General features: G+C 68.1%; 25 protein-coding genes. 15 read left to right on the forward strand and 10 right to left on the reverse strand.

All coding sequences use genetic code 11. The features are described from left to right. Positions 1–282 precede the first annotated feature (282 nt). Complete coding sequence (locus ASE31_RS24700) at positions 283–921, forward strand: LysE family translocator (protein ID WP_057204655.1); 639 nt, start codon at positions 283–285, stop codon at positions 919–921. Positions 922–938: 17 nt separating this feature from the next. Here ASE31_RS24700 and ASE31_RS24705 read toward each other — a convergent pair whose 3' ends face one another. Continuing rightward, on the reverse strand, positions 939–1,700 hold the full coding sequence (locus ASE31_RS24705; protein ID WP_057204657.1) for an SDR family oxidoreductase: 762 nt from the start codon (positions 1,698–1,700) through the stop codon (positions 939–941). A gap of 103 nt (positions 1,701–1,803) precedes the next feature. Here ASE31_RS24705 and ASE31_RS24710 point away from each other — a divergent pair, with 103 nt between their 5' ends. Further along, positions 1,804–2,742 carry an AraC family transcriptional regulator gene (locus ASE31_RS24710; RefSeq protein WP_057204659.1) on the forward strand — a complete coding sequence of 313 codons (939 nt, stop codon included), beginning with the start codon at positions 1,804–1,806 and terminating at the stop codon, positions 2,740–2,742. Between the two features lie 175 nt (positions 2,743–2,917). After that, positions 2,918–3,346, forward strand: coding sequence for a hypothetical protein (locus ASE31_RS24715; RefSeq protein WP_057204661.1), 429 nt, complete (start codon positions 2,918–2,920; stop codon positions 3,344–3,346). 132 nt (positions 3,347–3,478) lie between these two features. Here ASE31_RS24715 and ASE31_RS24720 read toward each other — a convergent pair whose 3' ends face one another. Next, positions 3,479–4,717, reverse strand: a complete 1,239-nt coding sequence (locus ASE31_RS24720; RefSeq protein ID WP_235514756.1) for a type II toxin-antitoxin system HipA family toxin — start codon at positions 4,715–4,717, stop codon at positions 3,479–3,481. Next, the gene (locus ASE31_RS33185) at positions 4,701–5,147 is read right to left on the reverse strand and encodes a multiprotein-bridging factor 1 family protein (RefSeq protein ID WP_369819495.1); all 447 of its coding nucleotides are present in this window, start codon (positions 5,145–5,147) and stop codon (positions 4,701–4,703) included. The genes ASE31_RS24720 and ASE31_RS33185 overlap by 17 nt, the downstream gene beginning before the upstream one ends. Here ASE31_RS33185 and ASE31_RS24730 point away from each other — a divergent pair. Continuing rightward, entirely contained in the window at positions 5,112–5,726 is a 615-nt protein-coding gene (locus tag ASE31_RS24730; protein WP_057204666.1) for a YdeI family protein, read from the forward strand. The two genes, ASE31_RS33185 and ASE31_RS24730, sit on opposite strands and share 36 nt — an antisense overlap. A gap of 9 nt (positions 5,727–5,735) precedes the next feature. Here the strand turns inward: ASE31_RS24730 and ASE31_RS24735 are convergent, their stop codons facing one another. Continuing rightward, entirely contained in the window at positions 5,736–6,632 is an 897-nt protein-coding gene (locus tag ASE31_RS24735; RefSeq protein WP_057204668.1) for an AraC family transcriptional regulator, read from the reverse strand. A 135-nt stretch (positions 6,633–6,767) separates the two neighbouring features. Here ASE31_RS24735 and ASE31_RS24740 point away from each other — a divergent pair, with 135 nt between their 5' ends. Beyond that, on the forward strand, positions 6,768–7,544 hold the full coding sequence (locus ASE31_RS24740) for an SDR family oxidoreductase (protein ID WP_057204670.1): 777 nt from the start codon (positions 6,768–6,770) through the stop codon (positions 7,542–7,544). A 139-nt stretch (positions 7,545–7,683) separates the two neighbouring features. Here ASE31_RS24740 and ASE31_RS24745 read toward each other — a convergent pair whose 3' ends face one another. After that, positions 7,684–8,400, reverse strand: coding sequence for an SIMPL domain-containing protein (locus ASE31_RS24745; RefSeq protein ID WP_057204784.1), 717 nt, complete (start codon positions 8,398–8,400; stop codon positions 7,684–7,686). Positions 8,401–8,618: 218 nt separating this feature from the next. Here ASE31_RS24745 and ompR point away from each other — a divergent pair, with 218 nt between their 5' ends. From ompR to ASE31_RS24765, 4 genes are all read left to right on the forward strand, one after another. Beyond that, positions 8,619–9,350 carry a two-component system response regulator OmpR gene (ompR, locus tag ASE31_RS24750; protein WP_007859588.1) on the forward strand — a complete coding sequence of 244 codons (732 nt, stop codon included), beginning with the start codon at positions 8,619–8,621 and terminating at the stop codon, positions 9,348–9,350. Between the two features lie 12 nt (positions 9,351–9,362). Further along, positions 9,363–10,895, forward strand: a complete 1,533-nt coding sequence (locus ASE31_RS24755; RefSeq protein ID WP_057204672.1) for an ATP-binding protein — start codon at positions 9,363–9,365, stop codon at positions 10,893–10,895. Positions 10,896–11,240: 345 nt separating this feature from the next. Then, positions 11,241–11,522, forward strand: a complete 282-nt coding sequence (locus ASE31_RS24760; RefSeq protein ID WP_057204674.1) for a type II toxin-antitoxin system RelE/ParE family toxin — start codon at positions 11,241–11,243, stop codon at positions 11,520–11,522. Between the two features lie 36 nt (positions 11,523–11,558). Then, positions 11,559–11,855, forward strand: coding sequence for a HigA family addiction module antitoxin (locus tag ASE31_RS24765; RefSeq protein WP_057204676.1), 297 nt, complete (start codon positions 11,559–11,561; stop codon positions 11,853–11,855). A gap of 171 nt (positions 11,856–12,026) precedes the next feature. Here ASE31_RS24765 and ASE31_RS24770 read toward each other — a convergent pair whose 3' ends face one another. The 3 genes from ASE31_RS24770 to ASE31_RS24780 are packed head-to-tail and all read right to left on the reverse strand — an operon-like array spanning position 12,027 to position 16,240. Further along, positions 12,027–13,709, reverse strand: a complete 1,683-nt coding sequence (locus ASE31_RS24770) for a long-chain fatty acid--CoA ligase (protein ID WP_057204678.1) — start codon at positions 13,707–13,709, stop codon at positions 12,027–12,029. Positions 13,710–13,746: 37 nt separating this feature from the next. Continuing rightward, positions 13,747–14,187 carry a nuclear transport factor 2 family protein gene (locus ASE31_RS24775; RefSeq protein ID WP_057204680.1) on the reverse strand — a complete coding sequence of 147 codons (441 nt, stop codon included), beginning with the start codon at positions 14,185–14,187 and terminating at the stop codon, positions 13,747–13,749. Positions 14,188–14,215: 28 nt separating this feature from the next. Continuing rightward, positions 14,216–16,240, reverse strand: a complete 2,025-nt coding sequence (locus tag ASE31_RS24780) for an NADPH-dependent 2,4-dienoyl-CoA reductase (RefSeq protein ID WP_057204682.1) — start codon at positions 16,238–16,240, stop codon at positions 14,216–14,218. Positions 16,241–16,422: 182 nt separating this feature from the next. Here ASE31_RS24780 and ASE31_RS24785 point away from each other — a divergent pair, with 182 nt between their 5' ends. From ASE31_RS24785 to ASE31_RS24810, 6 genes are all read left to right on the forward strand, one after another. Continuing rightward, positions 16,423–16,968, forward strand: coding sequence for a PadR family transcriptional regulator (locus ASE31_RS24785; protein WP_057204786.1), 546 nt, complete (start codon positions 16,423–16,425; stop codon positions 16,966–16,968). Positions 16,969–17,141: 173 nt separating this feature from the next. Then, the gene (locus tag ASE31_RS24790) at positions 17,142–18,695 is read left to right on the forward strand and encodes a DUF4331 domain-containing protein (protein WP_057204683.1); all 1,554 of its coding nucleotides are present in this window, start codon (positions 17,142–17,144) and stop codon (positions 18,693–18,695) included. Between the two features lie 17 nt (positions 18,696–18,712). Beyond that, positions 18,713–18,952, forward strand: a complete 240-nt coding sequence (locus ASE31_RS24795) for a hypothetical protein (RefSeq protein WP_157412651.1) — start codon at positions 18,713–18,715, stop codon at positions 18,950–18,952. 122 nt (positions 18,953–19,074) lie between these two features. Beyond that, complete coding sequence (locus tag ASE31_RS24800) at positions 19,075–20,214, forward strand: hypothetical protein (RefSeq protein WP_057204687.1); 1,140 nt, start codon at positions 19,075–19,077, stop codon at positions 20,212–20,214. Next, positions 20,214–21,434, forward strand: coding sequence for a HupE/UreJ family protein (locus ASE31_RS24805; protein ID WP_057204689.1), 1,221 nt, complete (start codon positions 20,214–20,216; stop codon positions 21,432–21,434). The genes ASE31_RS24800 and ASE31_RS24805 overlap by 1 nt, the downstream gene beginning before the upstream one ends. A 159-nt stretch (positions 21,435–21,593) precedes the next feature. Further along, entirely contained in the window at positions 21,594–23,705 is a 2,112-nt protein-coding gene (locus tag ASE31_RS24810; RefSeq protein ID WP_057204691.1) for a TonB-dependent receptor, read from the forward strand. A 12-nt stretch (positions 23,706–23,717) separates the two neighbouring features. Here ASE31_RS24810 and ASE31_RS24815 read toward each other — a convergent pair whose 3' ends face one another. Further along, positions 23,718–25,325 (reverse strand): response regulator, encoded by a 1,608-nt coding sequence (locus tag ASE31_RS24815; protein ID WP_057204693.1) that lies wholly within the window; start codon positions 25,323–25,325, stop codon positions 23,718–23,720. Further along, positions 25,322–26,854: a transporter substrate-binding domain-containing protein gene (locus ASE31_RS24820; RefSeq protein ID WP_082604359.1), complete on the reverse strand. Its 1,533-nt coding sequence runs from the start codon at positions 26,852–26,854 to the stop codon at positions 25,322–25,324. The genes ASE31_RS24815 and ASE31_RS24820 overlap by 4 nt, the downstream gene beginning before the upstream one ends. Between the last annotated feature and the right edge of the window lie 11 nt (positions 26,855–26,865).

Here is a 26,865-nt window from a genome sequence, read left to right on the forward strand (position 1 = left end):
CTACACCCTCTTGGCGACGCAAGAGAAAGTTACTGCGCCGCCGGGCGCACACCCCGGCCTCCGTCCTCTATCAAAGCATGCGGCAACCACCACCCAACAAGCGATGCAGCTCGCATCATGGCACGTCGCGCAGCGAAGAATCTCTTCCACCTGCGGTGACATCATCTCCCATTGCAGGGGTCAATCAAAACTCCAGCAACACGCCAACGCCAACTCACCGAAAATACCCCCTGGCGCTGTCCGCAGCAGCCGACGAACGACGACAAAAGCCCCCCCCTGACCATGACCCTCACCCACTGGCTCCTTTTCTGCGGCGTCTCCCTCCTGATGTGCTTCACCCCCGGCCCCGCCGTGCTGCTGGCCGTGTCCAACTCGATGGACGTCGGCCCCAAACGCACGGCCTTCAGTTCGGTGGGCAGCTCGGCCGGCATCTACGTGGTCTCGGGCCTGGCGATGATCGGCATGGGCGCCATCCTCAGCATGTCGGCCAACGCCTTTCTGGTGATGAAGGTGGTGGGCGCCATGTACCTGATCTGGCTGGGCGTCAAGCGCTGGCGCAGCAACGACGCGCTGATCAGCAGCGATGCCGGCCAGGCACCCACGGACCGGCGCGAGCGCAAGAACTGGCAGCTGGTGGCGCAGGGCATGGGCGTGTCGCTCACCAACCCCAAAGCCATTTTGTTCTTCTCGGCCCTGTTCCCGCAGTTCATCGTGCCGGGCCAGCCGCTGTTCACGCAGTACCTGCTGCTGACCACCACCTTCGCCGTCTGCGCGCTGATCTCGCACGCCTTTTACGTGGCGCTGATCTCGCTGGTCAAGCGCCACGTGGTGGCGCGCGCCAAGCTGTTCAACCGCGTGGTGGGCGGCACCTTCATCGCGCTGGGGCTGGGCCTGCTGAACACGCGGCACAAGCTGGGCTGAGCCCCGGCCTGCGTTGCCTACGCGCCCGCCAGCGCCACCGCATCGGCCCCCGCTGGCAGGCGCATCGGGGCCGCCTCATCCGTCACCGCACGCCACACCGCCTCGGCAACATCCTGCGCATGGGTGACCGGCGTGGCCGTGTCGCGCACGGCGGCGAAGACGCGGTCGCGAAAATCGGCATAGGCCTCGGGCACGCTGCCCGGGCCCATGCGCGGGCGGGCGTTGTCGCCAAAACTGGTACTGGGCGCGCGGCCGGGCAGCACCAGGCGGGCGCGTACGTTGAAGGGCGCCAGCTCCAGCGCCAGCGATTCGGTGAAGGCGTTCACCGCCGCCTTGCTGCCGGTGTAGACCGACAGCAGGGGCAACGGCAGCAGAGTGACGCTGGAGGTGACATTGACCACCACGCCCGCACGCCGCTCGCGCATCTGCGGCAGCACGGCCTGGGTCATGGCGATGGTGCCGAGCACGTTGGTCTCGAACACCTCGCGCGCATGCGCCATGGCAGTGCCTTCGAGCGGCGCGAGCAGGCCGATGCCGGCGTTGTTGACCAGGGCGTCGATGGGGCCCGCCTGCCCGATGCAGCGGCGGATGCTGTCGGCATCGGCCACGTCGAGCGGCAGCAGGCGCAGGCGGTCCGATGGGGGCAGCAGGCCTTCGCGCGGGGTGCGCATGGTGGCGATGACGCGCCAGCCCTGGGCCAGGAAGAAGCGCGCAATCTCCAGGCCGAAGCCGGATGAGCAGCCGGTGATGAGGACGGTGGAAGGGGTGGTGGTGGACATGGGTCAGGGACTCCGTTGGGTTGACGATGCCTGGATGGTAGAAACGCCCACCTGGATTGACTACACTCGCAAGTCCATCTTTTTGTCGAAAGAGTCCAGCCCCATGAGCACCCCCGCCGTCGACCCCCTGGCGGAAGTCGTCTCGCTGCTGCGGCCCGCCGCGCCGTTCTCCAAGCTGGTGGTGGCATCGGCCCCCTGGGCCGTGCGGCGCAGCGAGACGGGGCGGCCGTTCTACTTCGTGGTGCTCGAAGGCAGTTGCCAGCTGACCATCGACAGCCCCGCGCGCAGCGACACCATCACCCTGCACCAGGGCGACTTCGCGCTGATACCCGCCGCGCGCAGCTTTGCCACCAGCAGCCTGGACCGCGACCCACCGCGCGAGGGCGAGTCCGTCACCACCCCCATCGCCCCCATGCCGGGCGGCGCCCGCGTGGGCGACCCCGATGGCGCGGTGGATGTGCGCATGCTGGTGGGCCACTGCGTGTTCGAGTCGCCCGACGCAGCCCTGCTGGTGCCGCTGCTGCCGCAGTGGCTGCATGTGCGCGGCGAGCGGCGCCTGGCCACCCTGGTGGAGCTGGTGGGCGACGAGTCGCGCAGCGACCGGCCCGCGCGCGAGATCGTGATGGCGCGGCTGCTCGAAGTGCTGCTGATCGAGGCGCTGCGCTCGTCGGCCCGCACCATGGCTGCGCCCGGGCTGGTGCGCGGCCTGGCCGACCCGAAGCTGGCCATGGCCCTGCGCCGCATGCACGAGCGCCCCGCACAGCCCTGGACCATGGGCCAGCTGGCGCAAGAGGCCGCCATGTCGCGCAGCGCCTTCTTCGGGCGCTTTCACCGCGCGGTGGGCATCGCCCCCATGGAATACCTGCTGGCCTGGCGCATGGCGCTGGCCCGGCAGATGCTGCGCCAAGGCACGCTGGCGATGGCCGAGATTGCCGAGCACGTGGGCTACAGCTCGGTCAGCACCTTTGGCGTGGCGTTCACGCGGCACGTGGGCATGCCGCCGGGGCGGTATGCCAAAGACGCCGCAGGCACCACCCCATAACGCGCACTGGTAGCGCGCACTTGGTAGCGGGCACCACGGCCCGCACGTGCATGCTCGCATTCCCTGAGGTGCGGGCGCAAGGCGGCTCCTACAATGGCATCGCCCGCCAATCGGCCCGGTGGCCCCTCACCTCGCCGGCATGGCCGCAACCCCCACCGCAGGGAGGAAAACCGCCATGTCCGCCGCCCTCTTCGCCGCCATGTTCTTCACGGTGGCCCTGCTCGTCACCAACTCCTACTTCATCATGGGGTCCCTCCCGCTGCTGGTGCTCAAGCACGACACGCCGCTGGATGCACGCTTTGTGCGCGGCTTCTTCAACCTGTACTACCGGGCCGCGCTCGTGACGGCTGCGGCCACCGCCATCAGCTTTGCCGCCGCAGGCCGCCCGGGCATTGCAGCCGGGGCAGCGGCCCTGGCAGGGCTGTCCCTCGTGCTGCGCCGCCAGGTCATCCCCAAGATGGATGCGCTGGGCGCGCAGATCCAGTCGTCCCCAGATTGCATGAACGCCATCCCGGGCTTTCGCAAGACGCATGTCACGGCCATCGCGATCAATCTGGCGCAGCTGGTGGTGATCGTGTGGACGCTGATCGCGTTCAGCAAGTAAGAGCGGATAACAAAACTCAGCGCAGCGGTTCTGGCTAGGCGCTGCGCCGCAGGCAGTACGTTAGTACGACAAGGCGCAGCAACGACGCCAGAAGAGTTTTGTTAGCCGCTCTAAGTAAGTAACGCAGCGTTTTCAGCGCGCGTGCGCCAGGCCTTCGTCCCAGGCCTGTGACATGTCCCGCCACAGCGACTTCGGCACCCGCGGGTCACCCCTGGCCTCTTGCAGGGTGGTGCGCATGGCATCGGCAATGCGTGCAAGCACCAGGGCGGGTTGGGCCACGCCGCATACCTTGCGGCCAAACTCCAGCAACTCTTCAGTGGTCGGGTAGGTCTTGGTGCGGTGCCTGCCGGCAAACAGCTTGAGGGCCAGCGTCCTGTCTTCCAGCTCAGGCCCGCCCGCGTACTGGGTGTAGCGGTAGATGGAGGTCGTCACCACATCGAACATGGGCGCCAGCCAGGCCTCGGTGGCTGAGCGGTACAACAACCCGAAGTTCTTCAGGTGCGCATCGCCGTTGCGCACCATCACCGAAAACGCCACCTGCTCGTAGAACCGGTGCAGGTTGTCGCTGTGCAGCTGCAACTGCCGCAGTAGCTCGGCAACGCGCTGGTAGCTGCCCTGGTATTTGCGGTCAGACAGCACGTCGCGCACGCGCAGACCCGCCAGCGCCGCAATGTCCTCGAAGCCCAGCCGCTCCACCTGCCCATCGCCCTGCACCACCAGATCGAAGCGGTCGAGCACCAGCATCTGGCCATCGTCGGACAAGGCAAACGATGGCACGCCGATGCCGGCCTGCCTGGCGGCGCTCAGGCACAGAAACTCGTTGGCTGCCAGGCCCGGGTAGGCAGGGCTGGCGGCCTTCACGATGAGCGAAGGAATGGGCACCGTCGGGCGGTCGGGCACCATGATCTTGGGCTGCATGCCGGCAATGCCAGCGCCCGTGCTCAGGTAGGCCGCCACCAGTTCGTCGAAAACCGCAGGTGTGTACCGGGTGCCCAGCAACTCGCTCTTGCTCAATGTACGGGGCATGGGCGCTGCGGCCTGCCCCGGCAGGCCAAAGCCCAGCCGGCCGATACCATTGCGCCCCACCAATGCCAGCATGTGCATGGGCGTCATCGGCTGCTTGGGGAACAGCTCGCGGATACGCATGAACAGGTCGCCTTCGGGCAGGTTCTGGTCCATGACAGGGAACAGGTCGCCGTCCTGCCAGGTCAGTTGCCCTGCGGGTGGCATCAGCAGGGCCACGGCCGGCTGACCCGGGTCCGGTGTGAGATAGCGAAACTCATACGTGGAGGCCTTGAGCAACTGGCCCGCGTTGAGCCGGCCACCAATCGAGACATCCAGCAGGCGAATCTTTTCAGGGAGCATCGCCATCGTCGTCCATGAAACGGCGCGATACCTCGTGCGCCGAAGGCATGCCCGCGCTTTCGATACGCATCGCCAGGCCCAGGGCTCCCAGCACGGCCAGAAGGGAAGACACAGTGGTGTCCTCGCCCGCCTCCAGCCGGTAGACCACCTCGCGCACCTTGCCCGCCTTGTCGGCCAGTGCAGACTTGCTCATGCCCAAGGCCTCCCGGCGCTCACGCAATTGCGCACCCAGTTCGTCTGGCAGCCTTATTTTGTCAGTCATGGCTTGCATATTACCCATTAAATACATCACTTGCCAGTCATAACTTGCAATGCTAGGATTTCTGCATTGGCGCAAGCCGGCATTGCGAAAGGTTCCCATGGCCCTCGACACGACGCAGCCCCTTGGGCGCAATCGCTGATGGCAGCCGTCATCGTCGACCCCACCAAGGTGCATGAATTCGCCAACGCCCAGGACTTCTACGCCTGGCTCGGCCGCCACCACGACCAGGAAACCGAGGTCTGGATCAAGATCCACAAGCTCGCCTCGGGCATGCCCTCCATCACCCCCAAGGAGGCCATCGACGTGGTGCTGTGCTGGGGCTGGATCGACGCCATCCGCAAGGGGCTGGACGACACCAGCTACCTGCAGCGCTACACCCCGCGCGGCAAGAAGCGCGTGTGGAGCAAGATCAACGTCGACAACGTGGCGCGCCTGGTCAAGGAAAAGCGCATGACGCCGCACGGTCTGGCGCATGTCGATGCCGCCAAGGCCGACGGCCGGTGGGACCGGGCCTATGGCAGCGGCAAGGGCCTGAAGATTCCCGACGACCTTCAGGCCGCCATCGACGCCAACCCCAAGGCCCGGGCGATGCTGGCCACGCTGACCGAGCAGAACCGGTTTGCGCTGGCGTTTCGGGTGCACAACCTCAAAACCGAGGCGGGGCGCAGGAAGAAGATCGAGGCCTTCGTCGCCATGCTGGCGCGCGGGGAGACGATTTACCCGCAAGGCAAAAAGCCGAAAGAGGCTTCCTGAAGCCTCGGCTCACGCCGCCTCGCGCGCCCTCCCCCGCGCCGCCTGCGTGTCGCGCACCGGCGGCAGGCCGAACAACCGCCCATACTCGCGCGTGAACTGCGGCACGCTCTCGTACCCCACGGCAAAGGCCGCGCTGCTGGCGCTGGCACCCTCGGACAGCATGAGCCGGCGCGCCTCGATCAGGCGCAGCTGCTTTTGGAACTGCAGGGGCGACAGGGACGTGACGGCCCTGAAGTGCTGGTGGAAGGACGAGGGACTCATGTCCGCCAGCGCGGCCAGGCTTTCCACCGGCAGGGGCTGGGCGAAGTCGGTGCGCAGCACGGCCACGGCGCGGGCCACGCGCTGGGCGTGGCTGCCGGGCCAGCCCAGGCGGCGAATGGCGGCGCCGTGGCGGCCGGCCAGCAGCCAATAGTGCAGCTCGCGCACCAGGGGGGCGTGCAGCAGGGGCACGGCCTCGGGCCGCTCCAGCAGGCGCATGAGGCGCAGGGCCACGTCGGCCACTTCATCGTCGGTGGGGTCCACGCGCACCGGGGCGTGGTCGCCCAGGGGCGCTGCGCCCATCTGGGCCGATAGATCGGCAATCACCGGCAGGCTCAGCTCCAACGCGATCGACAGGTAGGGCGCCGCCGCGCTGGCGCGGGTGATCTGGCTCACCGTGGGCACGTCGGCGGTGATCAGCAGCGATTCGCCCACCGTGAACTCGAAGGTCTGCGGCCCCATGGTCACCTGCTTGCTGCCCTGCAGCACCAGGCAGATGAGCGGGTGGGAGATGGCATGCAGCAGCCCGCTGGGCTCGGTGGCTCGCACCAGGGTCAGGCCCGGGATGGGGGTGGGCAGCACGCCGGGCTGGCGCGCATGGGCATCGGCATAGCGGCCCACGGCCTCGAAGAGCAAAGGTGACGTCATGCCGCCAAGCGTAACGCTTTGTAGGAGCTTTGGCGCTGGTTTTGGAGAATCAGGCAAGAATTGAAGGGGTTTCGGCAACACCGCCAGGGCCTGCAGCCGGACACTGGATTCCGTCACCCACACAGGAGCCCAAGCATGACATCCACCACCACCGCAACCCCCACCATCACCCTCGTCACCGGCGCCAGCCGGGGCCTGGGCCGCAACACCGCGCTGAGCATTGCGCGCACCGGCGGCGATGTGGTCGTCACCTACCACAGCAAGGCCGACGAAGCCCAGGCTGTGGTTGCCGAAATCACCGCCCTGGGCCGCAAGGCCGTGGCCCTGCAGCTCAACACGGGCGACGTGGCCAGCTTCGCTGGCTTCACCGAGCGCCTGCGCGCCGCGCTGCAGGCCACCTGGCAGCGCAGCCACATCGACCACCTGGTGAACAACGCCGGCCACGGCGACTACGCCGCGTTTGCCGAGACGACCGAGGCCCAGTTCGACCGCCTGGTCAACGTGCACTTCAAGGGGGTTTTCTTCCTCACGCAGGCGCTGCTGCCGCTGATCGCCGACGGCGGGCGCATCGTGAACTTCTCCACCGGGCTCACGCGCCTGTCCCTGCCGGGCTATGCCGCCTACGCGGCGGCCAAGGGCGCCGTGGAAGTGCTCACGCGCTACCTGGCCAAAGAGCTGGGCGCGCGCGGCATCGCGGTGAACACGGTGGCGCCCGGCGCCATCGAGACCGACTTTGGCGGCGGCGTGGTGCGCGACAACCCCGCGCTGAACCAGCAGCTCGCCCAGATGACGGCCCTGGGCCGCGTGGGCGTGCCCGACGACATCGGCCCCATGGTGGCCAGCCTGCTCGATGCCAGCAACCGCTGGGTCACCGCGCAGCGCATCGAAGTCTCCGGCGGCCAGGCCCTGTAAAGCGGGCCTGCCTTCAACCGGATAGCGTCGCTGGAGAGCCTTGCCGTGCCACGGCGCTGTCTGCGGCTCTCCGCCTAGCTCTCCGGCTGAACGCAGACCCGCGAGAGTCCTGGAACTTCCATTTCAAGGGAGCTTGGCTTCAGCGCATTTGCACCGAGCCGGAGACGGTGACCACCACCTGCGCCTTGCCGGCCTCCACCGGCACGGCCGAGTCGGAAAACGACGATCCCTTGGCCTCCATGGCCATCATGCGCGGGCGCGGGCCGGGGGACATCTCGTTGCTGTTCACCGCCACCTCGCGCAGGCTGTAGTTGGCAAAGCCGAAGCCCTTGGCCAGTTCGGCCGCGCGCGACTTGAACTGCTCGATGGCCTGGGTCTGGGCCTCGCCCTCGACCTTGGCGCGGGCCTCGCGCGACAGGGCAAACGCCACCTGGCTGATGGCCATGGTCTGCACCTTGCCAGCCGTGGTGGTGATGCGCGAGAAGTCACGCCCCTCCAGCACCAGCTCGGCGCGGCCCTGCCAGCCGTTGATCTTGCCGTCCTTGGCATAGCGCGGGTACAGGCCGAAGGGGCCCGTGCGCACATCCAGCTGCCCGGGCTGGGCATTGCGCTTGGCTTCGGCGAGCGCAGCGTCGAGCGCCTGCTTGAGCTGGGCCTGCACGGCGCTGGCATCGGCGCCCTCCTTGCTGGTGGCCAGGGTGACCACCAGCAGGTCCTGCTGCGCCTCCACGGTGCCCGTGGCCGACAGCTGCACCACGTTGCGCAGCTCCTGCGGCGCCGTGGCCTGGGCCATGGCGGTGCCCGCACAGGCCAGCAAGGCGGCGGTGGTGATCAGGCGGATGGCGATTTTTTTCATGGGAAAACCTTCGTCGATGAATGGGGCGCGGCCCGGCAACCGGGCCACGCAGGCCGCCACCATAACCGCTGTGGCAGCCTCCCCGGTGAACAGGGGGTGGCAACTGTGCGAAGCTCCGCAAAACTTGTAACAGTTGGTCAAAGATGACCCCAAAAACCGAACTTTGGCGCTCCAAGTAGTCAGAATCGGCTCTGTTACAAATTGGACTTGGGATCAACATGGCCACAACAACCAACCGCACCGACAAGATTCTCGTCGTGGACGACGACGCACGCATCCGCGACTTGCTGCGCCGCTACCTCACGCAGGAAGGCTTCGAGGTGATGGTCGCCGAAGACGGCAAGGCCCTCAACCGCCTGCTGCTGCGCGAAACCGTGGACCTCATCGTGCTCGACCTGATGATGCCCGGCGAAGACGGCCTGTCCATCTGCCGGCGCCTGCGCGCCGCCAACGACCGCACGCCCATCATCATGCTCACCGCCAAAGGCGAGGACGTGGACCGCATCGTGGGCCTGGAAGTGGGCGCCGACGACTACCTGGGCAAGCCCTTCAACCCCCGTGAGCTGCTGGCCCGCGTGCACGCCGTGCTGCGCCGCCGCCCCGCGCAAGAGGCACCGGGCGCCCCTTCGGGCGACAACGAGGTGGTCAACTTTGGCCCCTTCACGTTCGATCTGGGCACCCGCGCCCTGCAGCGCAGTGGTGAAGAGCTGCCCCTGACCACCGGCGAGTTCGCCATGCTCAAGGCCCTGGTGCGCCACCCGCGCCAGCCCCTGTCGCGCGAAAAGCTGGCCCTGCTGGCCCGTGGCCGCGAGTTCGAGCCCTTTGACCGCAGCCTCGATGTGCAGGTCTCGCGCCTGCGCAAGCTGGTCGAGGTGGACGCCGCCGCGCCGCGCTACATCCAGACCGTGTGGGGCGTGGGCTACGTGTTCGTGCCGGATGGCACGAGCTGATAATCGAGGGATATGTCCATTTCCGGCGCCAAGGGGCGGTCTGCACCGCGCCCTTCTCCCTCCGTGACCGCGCCGACCGATGCCACCAGCCCGGCCCCGCTCGAAGCCGTGCGCCTGGCGCGCGAGCAAAAGGCGCGCGTCGGGCTCAACCTCTTCTGGCGCACCTTCTTCCTGCTGGCCCTGCTGCTGGTGGGCAGCATCCTGGCGTGGCTGCAAACGCTGCGCGCGCTCGAGTTCGAGCCCCGCACCCTGCACACCGCGCAGCAGATCGCCTCGCTGGTGAACCTGAGCCGCGCCGCGCTGGTGCACTCGGACGCGATCGCGCGCGTCTCGCTCATCAAGACCATGGCCGACCAGGAGGGTGTACGCATCCTCCCGCGCGAACCCAAGGACCAGTTCGCCCTGCTCGACAGCACGGCACTGGGCAACCGCCTGACGGATGAGCTCACCCAGCGCCTGGGGCCCGACACCATCGTGGCCCAGAGCGTCAACGGCGAGCCCGGCCTGTGGGTCGGCTTCAACATCAACGGCGACCCCAACTGGCTGCTGATGGACCGCTCGCGCTTCAGCCCTGCGGGCGGGCGCACCTGGCTCATCTGGCTCATCACCGCAGGCGCGCTGTCGCTGGCGGGTGCGGCGGCCATTGCACGGCTGATCAACCGGCCGCTCAAGCAACTGTCGTACGCCGCCAACCGCGTGCGCGACGGCGACTTCGCCGCCAGTCACCTCGATGAAGAGGTGGTTACCAGCGAGATCCGCGAGGTGAACATCGGCTTCAACCGCATGGCGCAAAAGCTCGCCAAGCTGGAGCAAGACCGCGCGGTGATGCTGGCCGGCATATCGCACGACCTGCGCACGCCGCTGGCGCGCCTCAGGCTCGAAACCGAGATGAGCGTGAACGACGACGTGGCGCGCGAGCACATGGTGGCCGACATCGTGCAGCTCGATGCCACCATCGACAAGTTCCTTGACTACGCGCGGCCCGACCACGTGACCCTCACGCCCGTCAACCTGCATGCCGTGGTCTCGTCGTGCGTGTACGCCGTGCAGGACCACCGCGAGCTGCAGATCGCCATGACCATCCCCGAGGACCTGAACGTGCTGGCCGACGAGGTGGAGCTGGCCCGCGTGATCTCCAACCTGCTGGAGAACGCGCGCCGCTACGGCAAGGGCGACGACACCGGCGTGGCCAACGTCGACATCGTCGCCAAGGGCCGCGAGAACTGGGTGCTGGTCAAGATCCGTGACCACGGCCTGGGCGTGCCGCCCGAGCAGCTGTCCAACCTGACCAAGCCCTTCTTCCGCGGCGACTCGGCCCGCACCGCCGCTGCCGGCGCAGGGCTGGGCCTGTCCATCGTGGACAAGACGGTGCAGCGCATGGGCGGCATCTTCGCGCTGGCCAACAGCAGCACCGGCGGCCTGGTGGCCCACATCCAGCTGCAGCGCGCCAGCGAGCTGCCTGATGGGGTGGACCCCAAGCAGAGGCTGCAGCGGCCGTCCGTCAAGCGGCACCTGCCGCGCCGGCGGGCGGAGGACAAGGTGTAGAACACCTGTTCCCGCCACGGAAAAGAGGACCGCGCCTGCCTGGCCCGTTCCTCTTTTTTTGCGCCGCACTGGCAACGCGACAAGCCATGCATCGGATACTCTTGGCACCAGGCCTTCATAGGCGCAGCAAGGTGGTCTGCTCTGCTGCACAGCCGATTTCTCGGTTGCGGTGGACTGGGCGCAACGAATGGACCCAAAGGGCTCGTTGAAGGCTTTCAAGCCCATTGACCAGCGCCCCGCGAACCTTGTGATGCGGGTGTGCCTTCGTGCCAATTTGGGGAAGCGGTCGCGGATCAGAATATTAATCACGCTTGACGTTACTACCGCGTCGCGTTATTATTTCTCATGCCAATCCTATCCTTCAAGTGCGGCGAGACACAAGACCTGTTCCATCAACAGCGCGTTCCTCGCTGGGTGAACATCGAAGGCCCTGCACTGCGCAAGCTGCGCATGCTCCACGCCGCCGCTCAATTGCTCGACCTGCGGGTTCCGCCGGGCAACCGACTTGAAGCTCTGGTTGGCAACCGCCAGGGCCAGCACAGCATCCGCATCAACGATCAGTGGCGAATCTGCTTCGTGTGGACCCCAGAAGGACCAAAGGACGTCGAGATCGTCGATTACCACTGACGCGAAAGCGCCATCGTCATAGCAAGGAGTGCGAATATGACCAAGCCTCTCACCCTCCCCACCCCGGGCGAGATCCTCGCCACGGAGTTCTTGGAGCCCATGGGAATCACCCAGTACCGTCTGGCCCAGGCCATCCACGTGCCGCAGACGCGTATCGCAGCCATCGTCAAGGAGGGCCGGTCGATCACTGCAGACACTGCCCTGCGTCTGGCGCGCTTCTTCGGGACGACGGTGGAGTTCTGGCTCAATCTTCAGAGCCAGTACGATGCCGACACAGCGCGGGCAGCCATCGCTGCGGACCTGGAGACCATCGAGCCGTTTGCAGCGGCTTGAGCACGCCACCGCGGCTCAAATCCTCCCGGCCAGGGTGTTCCTCGCGTCCGTCATCCGCATTGCGGCAGTGCCTTGCGACACGCCGGCGGATTGACTTTGCCTGTTGCCCGGTTGGCAAGAGGCCCGCGCCATCCTGGCCCGGCCCTCTTTTTCTTGCTGCGCCAAGGCTCGTCAGGCCGCTTCGCGCAGCGACGCCCGCAATATCTTGCCCACTGGCGACTTGGGCAACTGCTCGCGAAAAATGATCTGCCGCGGCACCTTGTAGGCCGTGAGCTGGGTGCGGCAGTGGCGCTCCACGTCCTCGGCTGTCAGCGCCGGGTTGCGCGGCACGACGAAGGCGCGCACGGCCTCGCCGGTGCCGGCATCCGGCACGCCGATGACGGCGGCCTCGGCGATGTCGGGGTGGGCAGCCAGCACATCTTCCACCTCGTTGGGGTAGACGTTGAAGCCGGACACCAGAATCATGTCCTTCTTGCGATCCACGATGCGGATGAAACCGCCCTCCTCCAGCTGCGCGATGTCGCCGGTGTGCAGCCAGCCGTCGAGCAGCGCGCTGGCGCTGTCCTCGGGTGCATGCAGATAGCCGCCCACCACCTGCGGGCCCTGCACCAGCAGCTCGCCGCGCTGGCCCTGGGGCAGGTCGCGCCCCTGGTCATCGACCACGCGCACGCGGCAGCCCGGCATGGGCACGCCCACGGTGCCCAGGCGCGGCGTGGCCGAGGGCGGGTTGCACGAGACGATGCACGAGGTCTCGGTCATGCCGTAGCCTTCGAGGATGGGGCAGACCACGGCCTGCCAGGCCTGCGCGGTCGATGTGCGCAAGGCCGTGCCGCCCGAAAACGCATAGCGCAGCTTCGGTGGTCTGGCCTGGAACCAGGGCTCGGCCAGCAGGCCGGCGAACAGCGTGTCCACCCCGGCGGTCCACCGCACCTCGAACTGCTCGAAGGTCTTTTGCAGGTTGGATAGGGGGCGTGGGCTGGGCACCAGCAGGTTGCGCGCGCCGACCTGAAAGAACACCAGAAAGTTCACCATGAAGGCGAACACGTGGTACATGGGCAGCATGGTGAGCATGGTCTCGCCGCGCTTCGGCCCATCGTAGGCGTCGAGAAAATCGCGCGTGATGCGCAAGGTGGCCACAATGTTGCCGTGTGTGATCACCGCGCCCTTGCTGCGCCCGGTGGTGCCGCCCGTGTACTGGTACAGCGCCACAGGGTGGCTGCGCCGGTCGATGGGCGCCAGAGCCTGCCCGCGCACCAGCGCGTCGGCCATGCGCGGCAGCGGCGATGCATCCGCATCGGCAGGCCCGGCCATCTTGGCGCGGATGGCCGACGCCACCGGTTCGTCGAAAAAGTCCCACAGGCTGGCGGTGAGCACCGGCACGCCCAGCGTCTCGGCCACGGGCCGCGCCACCGGCAGGAACATGTCGCACACCAGCAGCAGGCGCGCACCGCTGTCTTCGAGCTGCAGGCGCAGCTCGCGCCCGGTGTACAGCGGGTTCACGTTGGTCACGATGAGCCCCGCCTTCCAGGCGCCGAACACCGCGATGGGGTAGTGCAGGCAGTTGGGCATCTGCAGCGCGATCACTTCGCCCGCCTGCAGCCCCTGCTCGCGCACCAGCCAGGCGGCAAACGCGTCGGACAGGGCATCGACCTCACTGAAGCTGCGCACCACGTTGGCCCCCGTGGGCAGCACGAAGGTGAATGCCGGCTGGTCCCCATGGTCGGCAGCGGCCTGTGCGGCCAGCTGCGCGGCATTGGCGGGCAGCGCCGCCAGGTCGAGCTGGTAGTCGTGCAGGGCCTCGGGGTAGGAGCCCTCCCAGGGCATCGATGCTGGCGGCGCGGTGGTGGCGGTCATGGGCTTTGTCTCCTGTCTTTTCTTTTTTACGAACGCTTCAGGTCTTGGCCTTGAACGCAGGCAACTTGTCACCCAGCCGCGCGCCCATTTCGGCGCCCAGCGCCTGCAGGCCGCTCAGGGGGCGCACCATGACCTCGAACTCCGTGATCTGCCCCTCTTCATTGAAGCGCACCAGATCGATCCCCTTGAGCTGCTTGTCGCCTACGCGCGCGCTGAACTCCAGCACGATGTTCAGGCCGTCGTCGGTGGCCAGCTGGCGGTGGTAGGTGAAGTCTTCGAACACCTGGATCACTGTGGACAGGGCCAGCATCAGCGCCGGGGCCGAGGTGTAGGCCGTGTTGGCCATGGGCGAGCGGAACACCGCGTCGGGGTGCACGATGGACAGCAGGTTCGACAGGTCGCGGCTGGCCACCATGTGGTGCCAGGTGTCGAGCGAGCGGGCGACGGCGGGGTGGATGTTCTTCGGGGCTTCGGTCATGGATGTCTCCTGGGGTAAGGTTGTTGGATCAGATGGTGGCGGCAAGCGTCGTGCCCTGCAGGATGGCGCGCTTGGCATCGAGCTCGGCGGCCACGTCGGCACCGCCGATGAGGTGCGTGCTCTGGCCTGTGGCCAGCAGCGCGTCGTACAGCTCGCGCAGCGGCTCCTGGCCGGCGCAGACGACGATGTGGTCGACATCGAGCACGCGCGGCTGCCCGTCGATGCGGATGTGCAGGCCGGCGTCGTCCACGCGCTCGTAGGCCACGCCCGAGCTCATGCCCACGTTGCGCGCCTTCAGCGAGGTGCGGTGGATCCAGCCCGTGGTCTTGCCCAACTGGTCGCCCACCTTGCTGGCCTTGCGCTGCAGCAGGTGCACCTGGCGCGTAGGTGGCTCCACCTGGGCAGCGCGCAGGCCGCCAGCGTGGGCATAGCCGGTGTCGATGCCCCATTCGTCGTTGAATTTGGCGGGCGCCAGCGCGCCGCTCTCGCCTTCGTGCGTGAGGTACTCGCCCACGTCGAAGCCGATGCCGCCCGCGCCGATCACGGCCACGCGCTGGCCCACGGGCTTCTTGTCGCGCAGCACATCGAGGTAGCTCAGCACCTTGGGGTGGCTGATGCCTTCGATATCGGGCGTGCGCGGGCGGATGCCCGTGGCCACCACCACCTCGTCAAAACCCTGGCCCGCCAGGTCGCTCGCGTCCACACGGGTGTTCAGGCGCACCTCCACGCCATGCAGCTCCAGCTGGCGGCGGTAGTAGCGCAGGGTCTCGTAGAACTCTTCCTTGCCCGGCACCTGCTTGGCGATGTTGAGCTGACCGCCGATCTCGCTGCCCGCGTCGAACAGCACCACCGCGTGGCCGCGCTGCGCTGCGGTGACGGCAAAGCTCAGCCCTGCGGGGCCGGCGCCGACCACGGCGATGCGCTTCTTCGCCGCCGCGGGCGCGATTACCAGCTCCGTCTCGTGGCAGGCACGGGGGTTGACCAGGCAGCTCGTGATCTTGCCGCCGAAGGTGTGGTCCAGGCAGGCCTGGTTGCAGGCGATGCAGGTATTGATCTCGTCGGCCCGGCCCTGGCGCGCCTTGCGCACGAAGTCGGCATCGGCCAGCAGCGGCCGGGCCATCGAGACCATGTCGGCACAGCCCTCGGCCAGCAGGCGCTCGGCCACCTCGGGCGTGTTGATGCGGTTGGAGGTGATGAGCGGTATGCCCACCTGCCCCATCACCTGCTGGGTCACCCACGCGTAGGCCGCGCGCGGCACCTTGGTGGCGATGGTCGGGATGCGCGCCTCGTGCCAGCCGATGCCGGTATTGAGGAGGGTGGCGCCCGCCGCCTCGATGGCCTGGGCCAATTGAATCACCTCGGCCAGCGTGGAGCCGCCCTCCACCAGGTCGAGCATGGACAGGCGGTAGATGATGATGAAGTTGGGCCCCACCCGTTCGCGCGTGCGCCGCACGATCTCGACGGGAAAGCGCATGCGGTTGGCATAGCTGCCGCCCCATGCGTCGTCGCGGTGGTTGCTGCGCGCCGCGATGAACTCGTTGATCAGATACCCCTCGGAGCCCATGACCTCCACGCCGTCATACCCCGCATGCTGGGCCAGCGCGGCACAGCGCGCAAAGTCTTCGATGGTGTGCTCCACCTCGTCGGCCGTGAGCGCATGCGGCACATGGGGGTTGATGGGTGCGCGCAGCGCGCTCGGGGCCACCAGGTCGCGGTGGTAGGCATAGCGGCCGAAGTGCAGGATCTGCATCGCGATCTTGCCGCCCTCGGCATGCACGGCGGCAGTCACCTTGCGGTGCTGTTCGGCCTCGTGCTCGTTGACCAGCATGGCCCCGCCCTGCATGGGCCGGCCACGCTCATTGGGCGCAATGCCACCGGTCACTATCAGCCCCACCTCCCCGCGCGCCCGCTCGGCATAGAAGGCGGCCATGCGCTCGAAGCCGTTGGCCACCTCTTCCAGCCCCACGTGCATGGAGCCCATGAGCACGCGGTTCTTGAGCGTGGTGAAGCCCAGGTCCAGCGGGGCGTGCAGGTGGGGATAGGGGGAAGCCATGGACGGCTCCCGGGTCGGTGCGAGGACGGCGTTCATCGTGGGTCTCCTTTTGTTTATGCAACCAGTTGCACAAATATAGCCTTGGCGCACCGTTTATGCAACTGGTTGCAGAAACAAAGAGAGCCCTCCGCGATTCAGGCAAGATCGGGGATTCCGAATTCCTGGCCGCCTCCTTCCGCCCGATGTCCCTGCCCCATGCCCTCCTCACCGCCCTGGTCGAGCACCCGTGCTCGGGCTCGGAACTCGCCGAGCGCTTCGACAAGTCCATCGGCTACTTCTGGCACGCCACGCACCAGCAGATCTACCGCGAGCTGGCGCGGCTCGAAGAGGCGCTGTGGATCGAGGCCCTGCCGGCCGAGACCGGCCGCGGCCGCAAGCGCCAGTTCCGCCTGCTGCCCGCAGGCCGCAAGGAGCTGCGCCGCTGGATCGCCGAACAGCACGACCCCACGCCCCTGCGCGACGAACTCATGGTGCGCCTGCGCGCCGAAGCCGCCATCGGCCCCACCGGGCTGGACAAGGAAATCGCCCGCCTCATGGCCCTGCACCAGGAGAAGCTGGCCGTCTACCAGCGCATCGAGCAGCGCGACTTTGTGGGCAAGGAGCTGAGCCGCGAGCGCCGCCTGCAGCACCTGGTGCTCAAGGCCGGCATCCTGCAGGAGGAGCTGTCGCTGGCGATATCGAAGGAGGCGCTGGAGATACTGGGCGGGGCTCCGGCACCGAAGTCCTGACGTCGTTTGGAGCAGTCCTTCAGGGCTGCCAAAGACTGCGCGAAGTACAGGCCAGAGATCTGCATTAGGTGTTAACCCTTGCGCTGCCAAATATCTGCATCCGCCTGGAAGTCCCGGCCGTATAAGAGGGCGAGCTATTGCGCTCACGGTCGAACACCCACGAGGAGATCTCCATGCGAATCAGGAAACTCAGTCTGTTGGCGCTTGCGGCGCTTGCCGCCTGCACTGCCGGCGTCAGCCTGGCATCCAGCCACCGAGAGGCGCCCTTCATCACGACCCAGCCCAAGGTCGATGGTGCGGACTTTTACCTCTTCAACAGTTACGAGGCGGGGCGTGGCGGCTTCGTCACCATGATCGCCAACTACCTGCCGCTGCAGGACCCCTATGGCGGGCCCAACTACTTCAGCCTGGACCCGAATGCGCTGTACGAGATCCACATCGACAACAACGGCGATGCGGCAGAAGACATCACCCTGCAGTTCCGCTTCAAGAACACGCTGAATAACGGCGGGGCCGGCATCACCCTGGACATCGGCCCGGACGGCGCCCGCAAGAAGGTGGCCATACCGCTGCGCAATGCGGGCGGGATCACGGGCGCTGCGGCAGACCCGGTGTCGTACCGCGAAGAGTACGAGATGTTCATCGTGCGTGGCGACCGGCGCACCGGCAAGCGCGAGCAGATCACCATGGCTGGTGGGGGCACCACCTTCACCAAGCCCATCGACTACATCGGCGAGAAGTCGCTGGGCAACGCCGCCGCCTACGACGCCTATGCCGGCAAGTATGTGTACGGCATCAACGTGCCCGGCTGCGCCACGCCGGGCAAGGTGTTCGTGGGCCAGCGGCAGGACCCCTTCCCGGTATCCCTGGGCACCATCTTCGACCTCGTGAACGCCCCAGCCGCCGTGATCACCAGCGAATCGAATGCGGCGGCCTTCGGCGCGGGCCAGATCGCCAACAAGAACGTCACCTCGCTCGCCGTCGAGATGCCCACCGGTTGCCTGACCGCTGCATCGGGCGAGAAGGTCATTGGCGGCTGGACCACGGCCAGCCTACGCCAGGCGCGCGTGCTCAACGGCAAGCCCGACTCCGGCCTGCAGGCCAGCGAAAAGTCCGGCGGCGCCTGGACCCAGGTGTCGCGCCTGGGTATGCCCCTGGTGAATGAAGTCGTCATCGGCCTCAAGGACAAGGACAAGTTCAATGCGTCCAAGCCCAAGGACGATGCCGCCAACTTCGCGGACTATGTGACCCACCCCACGCTGCCGGCCCTGATCCAGGTGCTGTTCGGCGCGCAGGCGCCCACCAACTTCCCGCGCACGGACCTGATGACGGCCTTCCTCACGGGCCTGCCCACCGTCAACCGCCCGGGAAACATCACGGCACTGGGTACCGGGGGGCCGCTGGCGGAAATGCTGCGCCTGAACACCGGCATTGCGCCCACGCCGGCCAGCGCGCAGAACTCGCTGGGCGTGGTGGCGGGCGATGCCGCCGGCTTCCCCAACGGGCGCCGCCTGGGCGATGACGTGGTCGACGTCTCGCTGCGCGTGGCCATGGGTGCGCTGTGCACCTTGACGGGAGCGACCGATGCGCTCAAGGTGGGTTGCAAGCCCGCCGATGCGCCTGCTGGCGCGGTTGAGTTCGTGGACGGTGCACGCACCAAGGCCACCGACTACAAGACCGCCTTCCCGTACGTGAACACGCCGCTGCCTGGCGCCAAGAACTTCTGATGCGAAGGATGCACACCATGCCCAACATCACGATGCAAAAGGCCGCCCTGGTGGCCGTGGGAGCGATGGCGCTGACCGCCTGCGGCGGTGGCGGCGGCAGCGACAACGCCGGGCCCGATGGCGGCGGCGGAGCGGTGAATGCCTTTGCCTACACCCAGCCGATTGCGGCCAGCGTGCAGGACACGGCGGAACCCGTGGCTGTGGAACAGCTGGTGCTGTCCACCAGCGATACCGACGAGCCAGACACCCGTCTGTGACCTCGCCAGGGGCGGTGACCGCATGCCTGCGTGCGGCCGCCGCCTGTTGCCTGCGCGGGCCTGCGGCCTGTTTCTCGCCGCTTGCCCGCTGCTCGCCCATCCCTTCAACCCTGCGGATTCCTATGACACACCCTGCCCGCCTTCTCTGGGGGATCGGCCTTGCCCTGTGCTGCCTGGGCGCGGCCGCCGCCGCCGTGCAGGAGCTGCGCCCCGCTTCGGACACCGAGGTGATCGAGGTGCTGCCCGAGCGGGTCAGCCTTGCACCGGCCACGCCGCAGGCCGCAGCGACTGCCGCGCGCCGCTGGATCACGCTGGCCCGCGAGACCGCTGACCCCCGCTACCTGGGCCGCGCCCAGGCCGTGCTGGCCCTGTGGTGGGGCAAGCCCGACGCGCCCGCCGAACTGGCGGTGCTGCAGGCCACGGTGGAGCAAAGCCGCCATGAATTCGACGCTGCGCGCGCGACATTGAAGCGCGCCCTGCAGGCCGACCCTGCACAGGTGCAGGGCTGGCTGACCCTGGCCACGCTGGAGCGGGTGGCCGCCCGCTATGCCGAATCCGAGACCGCCTGCCGCAACGTGGCGCGCCATGGGGCTGCGCTGCACGCCACGGCCTGCCTGCTCGAAAGCCGCTCGCTGCAGGGCCAGAGCGACGCGGCACGCAGCGGCTTCATCGCCCTTATCGGGCAGGCGGCAGACCCGGCTGACCGCGCCTGGCTGCTGTCGCTGCTGGCCGAGAGCGAGGAACGCGCCGGGCGCGACGACGCAGCCGATGCCGCCTACCGCAGCAGCCTGGCTGCGGCGCCCGACGGCTACACCGCCCTGGCCCATGCCGACCTGCTGCTGCGCCTGGGCCGCCCGGCCGCCGCCGTGGATGTGCTCAAGGCCCAGCCCGCCAGCGACGCCGTACTGCTGCGCCGCGCCCAGGCCCTGCGGCTCATGGGCAAGACCGTGCAGTCGCAGGCCCTGGCCACCGAACTGCAAGCCCGGTTTGCAGCCCTTGCGGCGCGCGGCGAGGCGCTCGATGCCCATGCCCGCGAGCGCTCGCTGCTGGCGCTGTGGCTGCAGGGCCAACCCCGGGAGGCCTGGCAGGCCGCACAGGCCAACCTGGCCTTGCAGAAAGAGCCGCTGGACTGGTGGCTGGCGCTGCAGACGTCCGAGCAGTCCGGTGACGCCGCCGCCCACCGCACGGTGGTGCAGAGCTTTCAGCGCACGGGCCTGCAGGACGCGCGCCTGGCGCGCTGGCAAGCACGGGGAGACAAGTGATGCAGCCGTCGCTTTTTCAACGAACGGCCAGCGCGCTGCGGTGGCTGGCGATGGCCGGGGCCCTGGCCACCGCCTGCGCCGCAGCGCCCAGCGCCTGGGCGCACAAGGCCAGCGACGCCTACCTGCGGGTGGCCCCCGCCGGTGAGGCCGACCCCGCCCGCGCCGACGCCGTGGCGCTGCAGCTTTCGCTCGCGCTCAAGGACGTGGATGCCGCGCTGGACCTGCTCGATGCCGACGGCGACCGCCAGCTCACCTGGGGCGAAATCAGGCAAGCTACGCCCGCAGTGGCCGCCTGGGTGGGCCAAGGCATCCGCTGGCAGTGCGGCAACGCCGTGCTGGCCCCGGCCTGGCGCTTCGAGGCGCTGGAGCAGCGCACCGACGGGCGCTACATCCGCATGGCGGCCGCGCTCGACTGCGCTGCCACGCAAGCGCTGGCGCTGGACTACCGCCTGATGCAGGGCATCGACCCCACGCACCGCCTGCTGGTCAGCGGGCAACTGGGCGGCCAGCCGCTGGCCGCCGTGCTGGCGCCCGATGGCCGCTCGCGCACCGACCTGCGTGCGGTGGGCGGCAGCACCGCCGCACCCGAGGCGGCAACGGCCCGCAGCGGCCCGGCCACGCTGGCGCACTTTGTCTCGGAGGGTGTGCACCACATCCTCGAAGGCTATGACCACCTGGCCTTTCTGCTGGCCCTGCTGCTGCCGATCACGCTGCTGCGCCGCCAGGGCGCGGCGCAGGCCGCGCCGGCGGCAGGGCCGTGGGGCGGCGTCAAGGCACTGCTGCTCACCGTGACCAGCTTCACCGTGGGCCATTCGGTCACGCTGGTGCTGGCGGGCCTGGGCTGGGTCACCGTCTCGGGCAACTGGGTCGAGCCGGCGATTGCCATCAGCATCGGTATATCGGCGCTGCTCAACCTGTTCCCGGTGAAGGGGCTGCGCAGCGACCTGCTGGCGCTGTGCTTTGGCCTGGTGCACGGGCTGGGGTTCTCGGGCGCGCTGGTCGAGGCCGGCGTTTCGGGCGGCCTGCTGGTCTGGGCACTGGCGGGGTTCAACCTGGGGGTGGAGGCCGGCCAGCTCATGGTGGTTGCCGTGTGGTGCGGCGTCTCCCTGCTGCTGGCCCGCTGGGCGGGCTACCGCACCGTGGTGGTCAAGGGCGGCTCGGTGGCACTGATCGTGCTGTCGCTGTACTGGACGGTGCAGCGTATAGCGTTCTCTGGCTGATACGGATTTGCCTTCAACCGTATAACGCCGTTGAGTCGCCTTGCCGTGCTGAAGCACTGTCTGCGGCTCCCCGCCTGGTTATCCGATTGAATGCAGATCCGCATGAGGGAGGTCCGGGAGCCTGCGCGGCAGGATTTCTGGACAATGAAAAAGGCAGACATGAAGAATAAAGAGCTCTCTCGCACCGCAGCGCCGCGACCCCTCGCGCTCGGCATTCTGGTGGCAGGCATGGCCACCACGGCGGCCTGGGCCCAGCAGGCCACGCACCTGCCCGAGGTCGATGTGCGCGGCCCCAAGGACGTGACCATCGGCCTGGCCGACAGCGCCAGCGAGGGCGCGGTGGAGCGCGAGTCGTTTCAGGCGCGCCCCAAGCTGCGACCGGGGGACATCGTCGAGGCCGTTCCCGGGGTCGTGGCCACCCAGCACTCGGGGGACGGCAAGGCCAACCAGTATTTTCTGCGCGGCTTCAACCTGGACCATGGCACCGACTTCTCAGTCACGGTGGACGGCATGCCGGTCAACATGCCGACGCACGGCCACGGCCAGGGCTTTGCCGACCTGAACTTTTTGATCCCCGACCTGGTCTCGGGCGTGCGCTACCGCAAGGGGCCCTACTTCGCCGACAGCGGCGACTTCTCCACGGCAGGCAGCGCCTCGCTGGACTACGTGAGCGCACTCGATGCACCATTTGCCGAGGTGACCCTGGGCCCCAATCAGCTGCGCCGCCTGCTGGCGGCCGGCTCGCGTACCCGGGACGACCAGACCTGGCTGGGCGCCATCGAGCTCGAAGGCAACGACGGCCCCTGGGACGTGCCCGAGCGCCTGCGCAAGATCAACGCCGTGGTGCGCTATGCGCAGGGCTCGCCCAGCCGCGGCTTCAGCGTGACGGGCATGGCCTACCGCAATCGCTGGAACGCCACCGACCAGATCCCCGAGCGCCTGATCGACAGCGGCGAGCTGCCGCGCTTCGGCTCGCTCAACCCCACCGACGGCGGCAGCACCCGGCGCCTGAGCCTGTCAGGCAAATGGTTCAACAAGGGGCCCGAGGGCCAGACCCAGATCAGCGCCTATGCCATCGACTACCGGTTCGACCTGTTCTCCGACTTCACCTACTTCCTGCGCGACCCGGTCAACGGTGACCAGTTCGAGCAGTCGGACCGGCGCCGCGTGTTCGGCGCCCAGGCATCGCACAGCCTGCCCAACCGCATCGCCGGGCTGGACGGTGTGCTCAGCGTGGGCGCACAGTGGCGCGGCGACCGCATCGCCGAGGTGGGCCTGTACAACACGGCGGCCCGCCAGCGCCTGTCCACCGTGCGCAACGACAAGGTGTCGCAGGACATGCTGTCGGTGCACGCGCAGCAGTTCGTGAGTTTCACCGAGCGCCTGCGCGGCTACGCGGGCTTGCGCGGCGACCTGCTGCGCTACGACGTGCAGGGCCGCGAGGCCGTCTACGGCGCCGCCAGCAGCGGCAGCGGCCACGATGCGCTGGTGAGCCCCAAAGCCGGGCTGGCCTGGGCCGTCACCCCCGTGCATGAGCTTTACCTGAACACGGGCGTGGGCTCGCACAGCAACGACGTGCGCGGCGCCACCATCCAGACCGACCCGCAAAGCGGCCTGCCCGCAGACCGCGTGCCCGCACTGGTCAAGGGCCTGGGCAGCGAGATCGGCTGGCGCTACCAGCCTGGCGACGACCTGACCATCACCACGGCACTGTGGCAGCTCAAGCTTGATTCCGAGCTGGTGTATGTGGGCGATGCAGGCAGCACCGAGCCGGGCCGCGCCAGCTACCGGCGCGGAATCGAGACCACGGTGCGCTGGAAGCCCCACGCCCGCTGGCGCCTGGAAGCCGATGCCGCCGTATCGCGCGCGCGCTTTCGCGGGCAGGCGCCCGAGGGCGAAGGCAACTTCGTGGACAACGCGCTGGAGCGCGTGCTGGCCGTGGGCGCGGTCTACACCCAGGGCCCGCTGACCGCGTCGCTGCGCCTGCGCTACATGGGGCCGCGCGCGCTGGACACACTCAACACCGTGCGCTCGCGCGCCAACACGGTGCTCAATGCCGGCGTGCGCTATGCGGTGAACAAGCAGCTCACGCTGGGCCTGGACGTGTTCAACCTGGCCGGCAAGAAGGGCAACGACATCGAGTACCTCTACGCATCGTGCACGGCGGGCGAGGCAGCGCACGGTGACTGCACGGGCGGCGGCATCGAGGGCCGCCATGTGCACCCCATGGAGCCACGCAGCGCACGGCTCAGTGCGCGCTGGGCGTTCTGACCCGCAGCGCGCTCAATCGGCAGCCCGCGGCAGCACCACGGTGATCCGCGTCGTATTGGATTCGTCCGACACATCGAGCTCAATGCTACCGTGCTGGGCCTGCACCAGCAGCCGCGCCGAGTAGGTGCCCAGGCCCGTGCCATCGGCCTTGCCCGAGGTCACGAACTTGTCGAAGAAACGGCTGCGGATGGCCGCCGGCACCGCGCCGGTGTTGCTGATGGCGATGCGCAAGGGGTCCTGGTCCTGCAGCTGTACCGAGACCCGGGAGTCGGCCGGCGCGGCCTCGCAGGCGTTCTTCAGCAGGTTCTGGAAGACCGAGTAGCACAGCGTGGCATCCGCCAGCGCCAGGGGCGGCTCTGCCCCCACGGCCACGTCCGTGTCCACCGCGATGGACAGCCCCTTCTCGGCAAAGGTCACGCGGTTCATCTCGGCGATGCGGCGCAGCAGCTCGCCGATGCGCACGGGCTTCGCGTGCAGCACGAAGCGGCCGGATTCGATCTTGTACAGCTCGGACGACAGGTTGATCATGTTGAGCACCTGCATCACGCTCTCTTCCATCAGGCGCAGCTGCTCGACCTGGCGGCGCCCGACCGAGTCGTCGTCGATCAGCGCCTGCACCAGGCCCAGCGCCCCAGCCAGAGGCGCCTTGATGTCGTGCCGGGTGATGCGCTCGACATCCTCGCGCAGCTGGGCGGTCTCGACCATGCTGTCGAAATCGGCCTGCAGGTCCTTGCGCAACTGCACGTAGCGCATGAAATTGCGCACGCGCGGCTTGAGCGTCTCGGGATCGATGGGCTTGGTGATGAAGTCCACGGCCCCCAGGTCGAGCCCCCGGATGCGCGCATCGGCCGAGGCCATGGCGGTGACGAAGATGATGGGAATGGTCTCGGACGTGGGGTGCTCGCGCATCAGCCGGGCCACCTCGAAGCCGTCCATGCCGGGCATCATGATGTCCAGCAGCACCAGGTCGGGCGGGTCGTTGGAGGTCAGCACCTCCATCGCCTTGGCGCCGGTCTGCGCCAGCCGCACCCGGTACTCGCCCTTGAACAGCTGGGACAGCAGCAGCAGGTTGTCGGGCGTGTCGTCCACGATCAGTATCGTCGGGCGGGGTGCTTCCTGCGGCTCGGCCGATGGCGCACCGGCAGAGCCGTCTGCAGGCACGGCCTGCGCGGGCAGTTCCTCCCCCGCGAAGTTGCCAGGGCCGCGCGGCTTCCACTGCAAGGCCTTCTCCAGGCGCTGCGCCAGCTGTTTGGGCGAGTAGGGCTTGAGCAGCATGGAGGTGACCCCGAGCGCGATGGCCTCCTCCACGCGCTTGCGCTCCGCCTCGGCGGTGATCAGCACGAAGGGGATGGCAAACAGCTTTTCGTCCGCGCGCATGGCCTGCAGCAGCTCCACGCCCGTCATCACGGGCATGTTCCAGTCCGACAGCACCACGTCAAAGTGCTGGCCCTTGAGCAGGCGCAGCGCTTCGGCCCCGTTGCGCGCGGACTCGATGCGCTCCACCCCCATCTGCCGCAGCTGGTTGATGGTGACCTTGCGCATGGCCTCGAAATCGTCCACCACCAGGCAGCGCGCGCCCTGTCCGATGGTCGACGCATTGGAAACCGTGAAATGGCTCATGGTGCCTGCACCTCCTCAACGTGCCGGACAGGGCCGGCAGCAGCCCCTGCGGCGTCTTCACCCACAAAACGCTGGATGCCCACGGCCACGATGGGCTCCATGTCCATCAGCAACAGACGGTGATCCTGGCTGAACGCCTCGGTCAAGGCCAGCTCGATGATGGCCGTGACGCGCCCTGCATGCCTGATGGGCAGCAGGTAGATCGCGGCGGGACTGCAATGCCCCAGGCCCGACTGGATGCGCAGGTAGTCCGCCCCCGGGGTTTCGATGAGCACGGGCTCGCCCGTGGCGGCACAGCGCTCGACCATGCCGGCCGTCGTCGGCCATTGCGACAGGGTCTGCTCCGCCGTCGGCCCCGATCCCGCATAGTGGGCCAGCGCCCGCACGCCGAGGTCTTCGTCCACCAGCACCAACAGCGCCTGCCCCATGGGCAGTTGCCGCGCAAGTTCCCGCAGCACGATGCGCGCAAAGGCCGCCAGCGTGTCCACCTGCTGCAGCGCCAGCAGCAGGTCCGACACGGCGCGCCGCCGGTTGGCATCGCGGGTCAACTGGTCGTGGCTCTGCTGCAGGGCCTTGAGCGTCAGCTGGTGCCGGCCCGCCTCGCGCCGCAGCCGCGTGGCCCAGAAAAGCATCGCCAGCAGCACACCGGCCAGGGCAGCGCCCCCGGGGATGCCCCAGGCCACCCACCGCTCGTGCCACTTTCCGCTGCGGTCGAAAGACGCGGAGAACAGCTGGTACTCCATCAACGACACACCGTACTTGCGGCGCCAGGACTGATCGAGCGGCGACCCCACCCGCCGGCTGTCGTCGAAATAACGCTGCAGCGCCCGCTCCAGGTCGGGTGCGGCGAAGGCGATGCCCCAGCCCGCCGCGGTGGCGTCGCCCACCGGAAACAGCATGTCCAGGTTGTCGAGGTCGTTGCGCACCCAGTGGAATGCCGATTCGGCCGCGATCACGGTGAAATCAGCACGGCGCTGCGCCACGGCCTGCATGGACTTGGCGGTGGGGGCGGTCTCGATGGCGACGGGCGCGCTTTCCCCCAGGCCGGCGTTGAATCCCTGCAGCCAGGCTTCGTAGGCCGTCCCGGCCTGGACCGATGCCTTGCGCCCGCCAAGATCGGCCTCTCTGCGCAGAACGGAGCGCATCTCCGGCCGCGCGACGACGACATTGCGCGTCGCGAAGTACGGCACCAGGGTCATCTTGGTCTTGCGCCAGTCGGTGATGTGCAGATCGTTGGGGTACAGGTCGCACTTGCCGGTGGCCAGCGGCGCGGCTTCGTAGCGCTCGCCCTGCACAGTCACGCCCTGCGCGTTGTGGAACTGCTGGTCCCATTGCGCAAGCGTCACCGTGCGGGCCTCAACCCCCAGGTAGCGGGCAAAGTCTTCGCCATTCGCCCGGTAGTAGTCGGCGCTGGATCCCGCCACGCAGATGCGCAGCTCGCGGCTGCGCTCGATCTCCTCCAGCGTGCGGCCGAAGGCGCTGCCCGCTGCCAGCATGAGAACCAGTAACCAGGCAATGGATCGCAGCATGCGCGGGGCCT

The sequence above is a fragment of the Acidovorax sp. Root217 genome, assembly GCF_001428645.1.
Lineage (GTDB): Bacteria > Pseudomonadota > Gammaproteobacteria > Burkholderiales > Burkholderiaceae_C > Acidovorax.

What these genes read in the sequence shown, in the direction of transcription:
- ASE31_RS24765 (WP_057204676.1), top strand. Translation starts at nt 11,559, where the DNA reads ATGACCAAGCCTCTCACCCTCCCCACCCCGGGCGAGATCCTCGCCACG.
- ASE31_RS24770 (WP_057204678.1), bottom strand. Translation starts at nt 13,709, where the DNA reads ATGACCGCCACCACCGCGCCGCCAGCATCGATGCCCTGGGAGGGCTCC.
- ASE31_RS24720 (WP_235514756.1), bottom strand. Translation starts at nt 4,717, where the DNA reads ATGGCGATGCTCCCTGAAAAGATTCGCCTGCTGGATGTCTCGATTGGT.
- ASE31_RS24710 (WP_057204659.1), top strand. Translation starts at nt 1,804, where the DNA reads ATGAGCACCCCCGCCGTCGACCCCCTGGCGGAAGTCGTCTCGCTGCTG.
- ASE31_RS24785 (WP_057204786.1), top strand. Translation starts at nt 16,423, where the DNA reads ATGTCCCTGCCCCATGCCCTCCTCACCGCCCTGGTCGAGCACCCGTGC.
- ASE31_RS24735 (WP_057204668.1), bottom strand. Translation starts at nt 6,632, where the DNA reads ATGACGTCACCTTTGCTCTTCGAGGCCGTGGGCCGCTATGCCGATGCC.
- ASE31_RS24730 (WP_057204666.1), top strand. Translation starts at nt 5,112, where the DNA reads ATGGCAGCCGTCATCGTCGACCCCACCAAGGTGCATGAATTCGCCAAC.
- ASE31_RS24780 (WP_057204682.1), bottom strand. Translation starts at nt 16,240, where the DNA reads ATGGCTTCCCCCTATCCCCACCTGCACGCCCCGCTGGACCTGGGCTTC.
- ASE31_RS24810 (WP_057204691.1), top strand. Translation starts at nt 21,594, where the DNA reads ATGAAGAATAAAGAGCTCTCTCGCACCGCAGCGCCGCGACCCCTCGCG.
- ompR (WP_007859588.1), top strand. Translation starts at nt 8,619, where the DNA reads ATGGCCACAACAACCAACCGCACCGACAAGATTCTCGTCGTGGACGAC.
- ASE31_RS24740 (WP_057204670.1), top strand. Translation starts at nt 6,768, where the DNA reads ATGACATCCACCACCACCGCAACCCCCACCATCACCCTCGTCACCGGC.
- ASE31_RS24715 (WP_057204661.1), top strand. Translation starts at nt 2,918, where the DNA reads ATGTCCGCCGCCCTCTTCGCCGCCATGTTCTTCACGGTGGCCCTGCTC.
- ASE31_RS24755 (WP_057204672.1), top strand. Translation starts at nt 9,363, where the DNA reads ATGTCCATTTCCGGCGCCAAGGGGCGGTCTGCACCGCGCCCTTCTCCC.
- ASE31_RS24800 (WP_057204687.1), top strand. Translation starts at nt 19,075, where the DNA reads ATGACACACCCTGCCCGCCTTCTCTGGGGGATCGGCCTTGCCCTGTGC.
- ASE31_RS33185 (WP_369819495.1), bottom strand. Translation starts at nt 5,147, where the DNA reads ATGCACCTTGGTGGGGTCGACGATGACGGCTGCCATCAGCGATTGCGC.
- ASE31_RS24760 (WP_057204674.1), top strand. Translation starts at nt 11,241, where the DNA reads ATGCCAATCCTATCCTTCAAGTGCGGCGAGACACAAGACCTGTTCCAT.
- ASE31_RS24795 (WP_157412651.1), top strand. Translation starts at nt 18,713, where the DNA reads ATGCCCAACATCACGATGCAAAAGGCCGCCCTGGTGGCCGTGGGAGCG.
- ASE31_RS24820 (WP_082604359.1), bottom strand. Translation starts at nt 26,854, where the DNA reads ATGCTGCGATCCATTGCCTGGTTACTGGTTCTCATGCTGGCAGCGGGC.
- ASE31_RS24705 (WP_057204657.1), bottom strand. Translation starts at nt 1,700, where the DNA reads ATGTCCACCACCACCCCTTCCACCGTCCTCATCACCGGCTGCTCATCC.
- ASE31_RS24790 (WP_057204683.1), top strand. Translation starts at nt 17,142, where the DNA reads ATGCGAATCAGGAAACTCAGTCTGTTGGCGCTTGCGGCGCTTGCCGCC.
- ASE31_RS24805 (WP_057204689.1), top strand. Translation starts at nt 20,214, where the DNA reads ATGCAGCCGTCGCTTTTTCAACGAACGGCCAGCGCGCTGCGGTGGCTG.
- ASE31_RS24745 (WP_057204784.1), bottom strand. Translation starts at nt 8,400, where the DNA reads ATGAAAAAAATCGCCATCCGCCTGATCACCACCGCCGCCTTGCTGGCC.
- ASE31_RS24700 (WP_057204655.1), top strand. Translation starts at nt 283, where the DNA reads ATGACCCTCACCCACTGGCTCCTTTTCTGCGGCGTCTCCCTCCTGATG.
- ASE31_RS24815 (WP_057204693.1), bottom strand. Translation starts at nt 25,325, where the DNA reads ATGAGCCATTTCACGGTTTCCAATGCGTCGACCATCGGACAGGGCGCG.
- ASE31_RS24775 (WP_057204680.1), bottom strand. Translation starts at nt 14,187, where the DNA reads ATGACCGAAGCCCCGAAGAACATCCACCCCGCCGTCGCCCGCTCGCTC.